The organism is Desulfocastanea catecholica (assembly GCF_054657295.1).
The window spans coordinates 178,280-186,458 of sequence record NZ_BAAHYZ010000009.1; the positions used below are offsets into that span (position 1 = coordinate 178,280).

The following is an 8,179-nucleotide window of genomic DNA, read 5'->3' on the forward strand; positions in this document are numbered from 1 at the left end:
TGGCAACCACCGGATAGAATGGGTAGCACTTACAGACGTTATTCTGATGTTACTGTATTTGTTTGCCGGGAGTCAATTCGAAATGAAAAGAAATCCGTGTCACCGGCGAGTTGTATTCACCCCATGCAGGAAGATGTCTCCGTCGCAGCGCAATGAAGAAATATTTCAGGTGTGGTAAATTTCCGGCATGGAGAAAATAAGGCGACAACCGGTAACGACTGCCAGTATGAGAAGAAGAATTCCAGCAAAAACAAGGGCGACCGATAAGGTCAACCCATCTGACACCAGCCCGATGGCCGGTCCGAGCAGGGCAAAGCCCAGGCGGATGATCAGGCTTCTGATGGACAGAACCGTTGCCCGGGTTGAGGAAGAGCAGTTTTGATTAATCAGGTCTTTGAGGACCGGTGTTGCATAGCCGCGTACCGCATAAAACAGATACAGGCTGAGAAGCGCCGGAAGGAGAGGCAGCACCCCGAGAAAAATATACGTTGACGGCAGGTAGATGATGATCAAAAAAAGAGAAAACTTCTTGCCTAATGTTTTCATGGCTGTTGCGGCAAAGGCGGCAACAATGGCGACCGTGAGATTGAGGGTTATCCACAGTGGGGTTATCGTCACTTCGGTAAAACCATTGGCGACAAAATAAATCTGTGAAGTCCAGGCCATGCAGAGCGTGGCTATTCCTGTCACGGCGGAGAAAAAGATGGTGTTGCTGAGTTTTTTGTTGGTCAGGATGCTGTTTTTACAAATTGACAGGATATGGTGCAAACCTGGATGGGTGATATGCCCATCCCTTGGCGGTTCGAGGAGGAGCAGGGCGGCTGGGACCGCCAGTGCGGCAATTATCGCCTGGGAAAGATAGACGGCCCGGTAGCCGAGCATTGCAGCGATCAGGCCACCGCAGACGGCGGCCAGGGTTTCGGCAAAATTGCCAAGAGAGGTGATTCGTCCCTCGAACTGCAGATATCGGTGCTGGCGCGCAGTGACCGCCAGGCTGTCAAAAAGCATTGCCGAGTCGGCGCCTGAGATGAAGCTGCCGCCAACGCCGAGAATGATCTCTGCCACCAGAAATCCTGTGAAATCATAGGAAACCGAGTAGATAACATATCCTAAGGTGCCCATAATACTGCCGAGAACCAGGGTCTTTTTTCGGCCGACAATATCGGCCATATAGCCGGAGGGGATTTCCATGACAGCCACACTCACCGAGTAAATGGCCTGGAGCAGGAAAATATCAAAATCATCAAGGCCGTTTTCGTTATAGAAAAGTGCCACAATGGGCATGATAAGCATCAGCCATTTAGAGAGTTTGATAAGATAGAGATAATATATGTTGAGGTGATAGCTTCTTGGCATACGGGGCTATGGATATCTCTTCTTCTGTTGTCAAGAGGGCATGTCTCTGCATTGGCCGACCACAGGAAGCCACCGGCCTCGAAGAGCACATCTCCGGCCTTGGTAACGCTTGCAGTACGGAAGATATGCTCTCCTTTCGATTTTTGTTGAACGGTGACGAATAATCAGTGCAGGTGTTCGAGGCCAGGGGCGGGGAAATGGCTGCAGAGCTGTTTTACTTCCTCTGCGGTATCTGCCAGGAATTCATCGTTTTCCGGGTCGGAAATGACTTTTTCGATGAGAGAACTGACCAGCAGCATTTCATTTTCTTTGAAGCCGCGGGTGGTGACTGCCGGCGTTCCTATACGAATACCACTGGGATCAACTGGTTTTCGTTTATCGTAGGGGACGACATTGTAATTGAGGACGATTCCCGCCTTGTCCAATGCTTTGGCAGCAGTTTTTCCGGAGATATTTTTATTGGTAAGATCGACAAGCATGAGGTGATTGTCCGTGCCGTTGGTGATCAGGGTAAAACCTTTGGCCATAAGAGAATCCGCCAGAGTTTTAGCATTTTTGAGGATCTGCGCGGCATATCTTTTAAAAGAATCGGTCGCCGCCTCTTTCAAGGCAACGGCAATTGCTGCCGTGGTGTTATCGTGAGGGCCGCCCTGTACTCCGGGAAAGACCGCTTTGTCTATTGCCTGGGCATGTTTGGCCTTGCAGAGAATCATTGCACCTCTTGGGCCTCTGAGAGATTTATGGGTCGTGGTGGTGACGACATCGGCATAAGGAACCGGGGAGGGATGGACACCACCGGCAACAAGTCCAGCGAAATGAGCCATATCCACCATGAGCAGTGCATTTACTTCATCGGCAATCTGCCTGAATTTTTTAAAATCGAGAATTCTCGGATAGGCGGAGTGGCCGGCGATGATAATTTTAGGTCGCACCGCCAAAGCTTTTTGCCGAATGCTGTCGTAATTAAGAAGACCTGTTGCTGCATCGAGTTCGTAAGATTGAGCATTAAAATAGCGGCCGGAAATACTCACCCTGGCACCATGTGTCAGATGACCGCCATGGGGAAGCGCCATGCCGAGAATAGTATCACCTGGATTGAGGAAGGCCAGGTACGTTGCTATATTTGCTGGTGATCCGGAATAAGGCTGAACGTTGACATGCTCTGCACCGAACAAATCCTTTGCCCGTTTTATTGCCAGCTGTTCGACCTGATCTATCAGCTGTTGTCCTTCATAGTAACGTTTGCCGGCATATCCTTCGGAATATTTATTCGTCAGGACTGATCCGGTGGTTTCAAGAACAGCCCTTGAGACATAGTTTTCCGAGGCGATCAAGCGGATCTTGTCATTTTGCCGCCGTTCTTCCTGCATGACCAGTGAGTAGATTTCTGGATCAAGGTCTTTAACACTTTCCATTGTATCTCCTTGTGGCTCTTCTTCTTGTCAAGCCCGTACGTGTTGTTATTGCCGCAGTAGAATCGTACTCGGTCACAATGGGCTGACCTGTATCTCGATGGGGAGGGGCAACGAACTGCCGGCTTTTAGGCAAAGAGTACCTGCAATTGAAATGGTTGATTGTACTATTAAAATTGATAAATAGTGTTTGTTCTCATCAATGAGGCAGTAACTATAATAAAAACAGGAGAAATTGAACAGAAGAAAGTGTAAAGGAGCGAAAAGAAGGGGATACCCCACAGATTTAGAAAAGGATAATGAGAGGAATATGATTGCCCACGTCGCTGTCTACGGCAGTTGTGGAAAGTCGGTAAATACTGCGGTCGCTCCCATGGCAAAGAGCTCTTGTTGACGTTTGGCAGAATTTACCGTATAGACATTAATACCCAGTCCTGCGGCCCGGAGTTTTTTGATCAGGGCGGCGTCGGTGATTTCATCGGCGGGGTGATAGGCTGCAACCCCGAGAGCTTTCAGATACTCAACAAGATTTTTTGGGTGAGAACGATGCTGCAGGGCGGCGGTTGATATTGTCGGAGCGCAATTTTTTGCTATGACAAGGTAGTCGTGATTAAAGGAAGAAATGAGAACTCGTCCGGCAGAGTTGGTTCGCTGGATCACCCCTAGGACACATTCTGTCACCTTTTTATTTTGTTCTTTTCCTCGGTGGTCCTTGATTTCAATATTTATTGGAATCTTGCGTAATGCGGGGTGGAGAAGGAGTTCTTCGAGAGTCATGACGGCCTGGGGCATCTCTTTCATGAGTTGTTCGGCAGACGTTTCATTTCTAATGATGGTGCCAAAAGGATCGGAAGCAATAAACCATGATCCGATATCAAGATTTTTGAGTTGAGAAAGTGTCCAGTCACTGACATACAGGGAGTGTAAACCCAATTGTTTACATATCTCTTGTGCATTACTTGTCCTCTCCAGGCTTGCATCGTGGAAGACCATGGGGACAAAATCTTTGCTCATCTGAACATCCAACTCGATGAAGTGACAGCGGCCGATACTCGCCTTAAAAGCGGCAAGGGTGTTTTCCGGATGGTGGGCACGAAAGCCGCGATGTGCGGCAATGAGTCTAACTGACTGGAAATTATCAAAAAATGTCATGGAGTTTTTTCTGGCCGAAGAGGTTGAAATTTTCTCCCTTCATGTAAAGAGGTACGGTGTAATTTGAAAACAAGAAAAATTCTTCAAAATTACATTTTTCTGATATAATAGGAGGTATAACAAATTGTTGCAACATTAATGGCAGGGTGTGCAAAAAATGGCGATGCGGTATTCGCATGATCGCCAAAACAGTCTTTGTGTGCGTACTCGTCCTTTTTCTTTTGTTGTACTTGTAGAAGTCTGGCTTGCAATTCTAAGGTAAGCTGAGTAAAAAATATGCTCGCAAAGCAAATTATTGTTCAGTCTATCAAACTTAATTTTTAATTACGGATGGTTCCAATTCTAAGATGAAGTTTTTATATCTGCCGACCTCTACAGTCTCTTTTATAGCTCTTATCCTTCAAGTAACTGTATTTACATTTTTATTTCAGCCTGATGCTCTGGCTGCGAAAAATGAAAAGTATGATATTATTTACATTTTGACCAAGGATCTGGAGAAGGTTCTCGACTACAAAGATGAATTGGCGGCGGTTTTCGATGCAACGGTCATAAAAAAGTTGAAAATAGTTGGCCGTGGCGATGAGTACGCGTTGATCTATGACGGAAATGACTCTGCCGGAACCGTCACACAGACCCTCATAAAACACGCTGAGTTGTTAGACAAGGCAGGTTTTGATGAACCGTATGCAACAAAGGAAAAAGATTTTTATAGTCTGTACAATGTCAGTTATGGCATGGGACCTAATCTGGAACCGCTGAAAAAGAGATTTGAACTCATCTATGGTTGTCTCGGGGGCGAAGTGAAAAACGATCTTTTTATCGAAAAGACCGATTTTGGAAATTATACCCTTATCTATCGACGCCGGGGGGACAAGGAGTCAACGACTCGGGTGGCGAAAATGCATGGTAAAATGTTGAAGTCGAGAAAGATTTCGACGTCGATTACCAGAGAAAATAATAACATGGTGATATATGGCGAATCCAGCATGATAGATGATGTTGGTCCAGAGACGCCTATTGTGTGCCAGATTCCAGAAGTTGCTGATATAAAGTCCATTCCAGAGATATCTCTTCCGGAAAAAATTGCTGCAAAAACAAAGGTTATAAAAAAATTACCCCGAACTCTATCGGATGCGTCTATTTCGCCATCGACTGTTTCGAAAATTGAGCAGTCGATTGAAAATTACATATCCACCCTGAGAAAAAGTGGGCGGCTTGCCGGCGATGAATCAACTGGATGGGTAGTCTATGATTTAGAAAAAAATAGGAACGTTATTGATATCAATGCCGATCAAGGATTTCAGGCAGCGAGTATGATAAAACCTTTTGTTGCCTTGGCCTTTTTTCATCAGGTTAACGCCGGCAAACTTAAGTATGGCCCCCAAAGCAGACAGCAGCTGGAAGCCATGATCCAGAGGAGTAGTAATTCGGCGACGAATTGGACTATGCGACAGGTTGGTGGACCTGCTCAGTGTGATGCTATATTGAAACGACATTATGGACAAATTTTTAAAAAGACGAAAATTAAAGAGTACATTCCGGCAGGGGGGCGCACATACCTGAATAGCGCCTCTCCGTCTGATTATGTGAGGTTTTTGCAGGCACTCTGGAATAAAAAACTACCACAAGATAAGGAAATGAAGAGGTTGATGGCTTTGCCCGGCCGTGACCGCATTTATAATGGAACCCCGATTCCCAAAGGGACGCTCGTATACAATAAAACCGGATCCACTGGTCATCTCTGCGGCGATATGGGTATACTTGTACCTAAAACTCAAAATGGCGGGCGATATCCTTACGTCATTGTCGGCATTATCGAAAGACGTTCCAAGGCTTCAGATTATGGTCAATGGATGCATTCGCGCAGTCGGATCATTCGCGAGGTATCGTCACTGGTTTACGACGAAATGAAAAAGCAACATCGATTACTGTGAATTGCAGCCACAATACTCGGAACAATACTCGGAACAATAAACGAAAAAATACGGTTTCTTATTACAAAAACAGCAAACATCCAGAGGCTCTAATATAATTTTCGTTTTCCAAAGCTAGATCCGATGACATTGAAGCTGTTTTCAACAATGAAGAGGGCGTCTGGATCAATAGTGAACACTTTCTCTTCAAGGCGCTTCAGTTGAAGATTGTTGGTTATGGTCATCAGCATTTGCTTGTGTTTGCCGGAATAGGCTCCTCTTGCTTCGATTAGGGTTGCCCCGAGATGCAGGTCTTTCGTTATAGTACTGACCAGTTCCTTGTAGTTGTCGCTCAAAATATAGACGATTTTTCGCTGGTTAAACATGGCCAGCACATGCTCTAGAGAAACTGACGAAATAAAGGTCAGGATAATTGAGGCAATGACAATATCCGGCTGGTACTGGGTGAGCATAAAGGTGAAGAGGGCCACATTGTACAGCATGAAGAATTTTCCCACGCCGAAATTGAATTTCTGATTTAAAATGATGGCGATAATGTCCAATCCCCCTGATGAGCCTCTCGATCTCAGATTAATTCCCGCGCCTACTCCGCAAATAGCTCCCCCGGCAATGGCCGCGTACAGCTGATCATTGATCATAAAGTTCAGTGTCATCAATTCGGCAAAAAGTGTTAATGCGCAAACACCATAGAGACTGTAGAAAAAGAAACGTTTGCTTAAAAATATCCAGCCGGTAATGAGAAGAGGAATATTAAGCAGAAAGTACCAGATGCCAGGAGAAAAGAGATTGGTCTCATAATAGATGAGGAGCCCGGTGCCATAAATTCCACCGATAATAAAATTATGATGGACAAGAATGGCTTCAGCTCCGGCAGCATAGACGAATGCACCAAAGGTGATCAGCAGGATATTCCACAGAACGGAAGTGAAGGAGTGTTTTGATTTCATAGAAGTACCTTGAGTGTGTTCCTGTTTCGCCTCGTATTTTATCGATATTTTTTGTCTGCCTATAGTTACAACCGGAGAACTGTGTGTCAACCTGTTCTTGCAAAAGGTTCCGTTTAAAAAATTTCGATGCGGTATTGTGGAAAATTTTCAATTTTGGAGAGCGTTATGAAAGTGATTATGGATCTGTGCATTGTACCTATGGGAGTAGGCGTCTCTGTGTCGGAATACGTTGCAGCCTGCCATGAAGTACTCAAAAAAACAGGATTAAAAACCCAGCTGCATGCCTATGGTACTAATATTGAAGGTGAATGGGATGAGGTGATGGCGGCGGTGAAAGCCTGTCATGAAAAAGTGCATGGTTTGGGCGCTCCTCGCATCACAACGACCATAAAACTAGGTACCCGGACAGATCGTTCACAGACCATGGAAGACAAAATATCGAGTGTACTGAAAAAGATACGCGTATAAAAGATTTTTCACAGCTTTTGTCATCGCTGAGAGCTATTTTAAACTGACTTTGACGATAATAAATGCTGCACAGACCTCAATGCCATCGGTGTCGGTGATACTGACAGGAACTTCGATTTCTCCGGGTGTGTTCCAGTCAATCTTTCTGCCATCGGCGATGCCTCTCAGGCTGGTTTTGGCCTTAGCCAGATATCTGACCCGCATACCGACGGGAATCCATCGGCATGTCTCGGGAATGGAAACATCGGTCATTATTCCAGCGGCTATTTCTGCAAGATTACACATGGCGATAGCATGAACCGTCCCCAGATGGTTGTGCACTTCTCTGGTATTTGGCATGACTACTTCGCTGTATCCGGGTTGAAGATCGACAAATTGTGGATCAATGGTGGCGAAATAAGGAGCGATCTCACAAACTTTCTGGCTGAAAAGCGTATTGCCGACCGCTTTGTACAGCTCATGTAACTGGCTCATAGGCATATCTCCAAAAGATTAATAACGCCGTAAAAAAATTGACACATCGTAGATAAAGTTTTTTACTCAGCTATGCTGAAACCCAAGTCTTTACGAGTTTATAAAAAAATGCTCAAGACTGTGTACCATTTTTTTGTTCGAATAGCTTTTATATTAAGTACATAGTTAAGTAGCCTTCTGTTTCAAGGCCCAAACGACAAAAGCCCCGGACACAAAAGTGTTCGGGGCTTTGCTGTATACAAAACGGCGGTGTCCTACTCTCCCACACAGTCGCCCGTGCAGTACCATCGGCGCAAAAGAGCTTAACTTCCGTGTTCGGAATGGGAACGGGTGGATCCTCTTTGCTATGACCGCCGTAAAAATCAGGAGTCAGAAGACAGAAGCCAGAGGACAGAGTAATTAGTGCTATCGCAAGGATAACAACAACTTCCGGCTC

7 protein-coding genes and 1 rRNA gene are annotated in these 8,179 nt (G+C 45.6%); 2 read left to right on the forward strand and 6 right to left on the reverse strand.

Features of this window, described 5'->3' with window-relative positions:
- Window positions 1–165 precede the first annotated feature (165 nt).
- From ACYQ8U_RS10565 to ACYQ8U_RS10575, 3 genes are all read right to left on the reverse strand, one after another.
- Complete coding sequence (locus tag ACYQ8U_RS10565) at window positions 166–1,356, reverse strand: MFS transporter (protein WP_459945506.1); 1,191 nt, start codon at window positions 1,354–1,356, stop codon at window positions 166–168.
- Between the two features lie 164 nt (window positions 1,357–1,520).
- Window positions 1,521–2,771 (reverse strand): serine hydroxymethyltransferase, encoded by a 1,251-nt coding sequence (locus ACYQ8U_RS10570; protein WP_459945507.1) that lies wholly within the window; start codon window positions 2,769–2,771, stop codon window positions 1,521–1,523.
- Between the two features lie 327 nt (window positions 2,772–3,098).
- Window positions 3,099–3,920, reverse strand: coding sequence for a glycerophosphodiester phosphodiesterase (locus tag ACYQ8U_RS10575; protein ID WP_459945508.1), 822 nt, complete (start codon window positions 3,918–3,920; stop codon window positions 3,099–3,101).
- Between the two features lie 347 nt (window positions 3,921–4,267).
- Between ACYQ8U_RS10575 and ACYQ8U_RS10580 the strand changes: the two genes are divergently transcribed.
- Window positions 4,268–5,854: a serine hydrolase gene (locus ACYQ8U_RS10580; protein ID WP_459945509.1), complete on the forward strand. Its 1,587-nt coding sequence runs from the start codon at window positions 4,268–4,270 to the stop codon at window positions 5,852–5,854.
- Between the two features lie 89 nt (window positions 5,855–5,943).
- On the opposite strand, the gene ACYQ8U_RS10585 is transcribed toward ACYQ8U_RS10580, so the two are convergent.
- Window positions 5,944–6,801 carry a YitT family protein gene (locus ACYQ8U_RS10585; RefSeq protein ID WP_459945510.1) on the reverse strand — a complete coding sequence of 286 codons (858 nt, stop codon included), beginning with the start codon at window positions 6,799–6,801 and terminating at the stop codon, window positions 5,944–5,946.
- Between the two features lie 165 nt (window positions 6,802–6,966).
- Here ACYQ8U_RS10585 and ACYQ8U_RS10590 point away from each other — a divergent pair, with 165 nt between their 5' ends.
- The gene (locus tag ACYQ8U_RS10590) at window positions 6,967–7,269 is read left to right on the forward strand and encodes an MTH1187 family thiamine-binding protein (protein WP_459945511.1); all 303 of its coding nucleotides are present in this window, start codon (window positions 6,967–6,969) and stop codon (window positions 7,267–7,269) included.
- Window positions 7,270–7,302: 33 nt separating this feature from the next.
- Here ACYQ8U_RS10590 and ACYQ8U_RS10595 read toward each other — a convergent pair whose 3' ends face one another.
- Together ACYQ8U_RS10595 and rrf are read right to left on the reverse strand one after the other, a co-directional pair.
- Window positions 7,303–7,743 (reverse strand): hotdog fold domain-containing protein, encoded by a 441-nt coding sequence (locus ACYQ8U_RS10595; protein ID WP_459945512.1) that lies wholly within the window; start codon window positions 7,741–7,743, stop codon window positions 7,303–7,305.
- Between the two features lie 241 nt (window positions 7,744–7,984).
- A 5S ribosomal RNA gene (rrf, locus tag ACYQ8U_RS10600) occupies window positions 7,985–8,101 on the reverse strand.
- Between the last annotated feature and the right edge of the window lie 78 nt (window positions 8,102–8,179).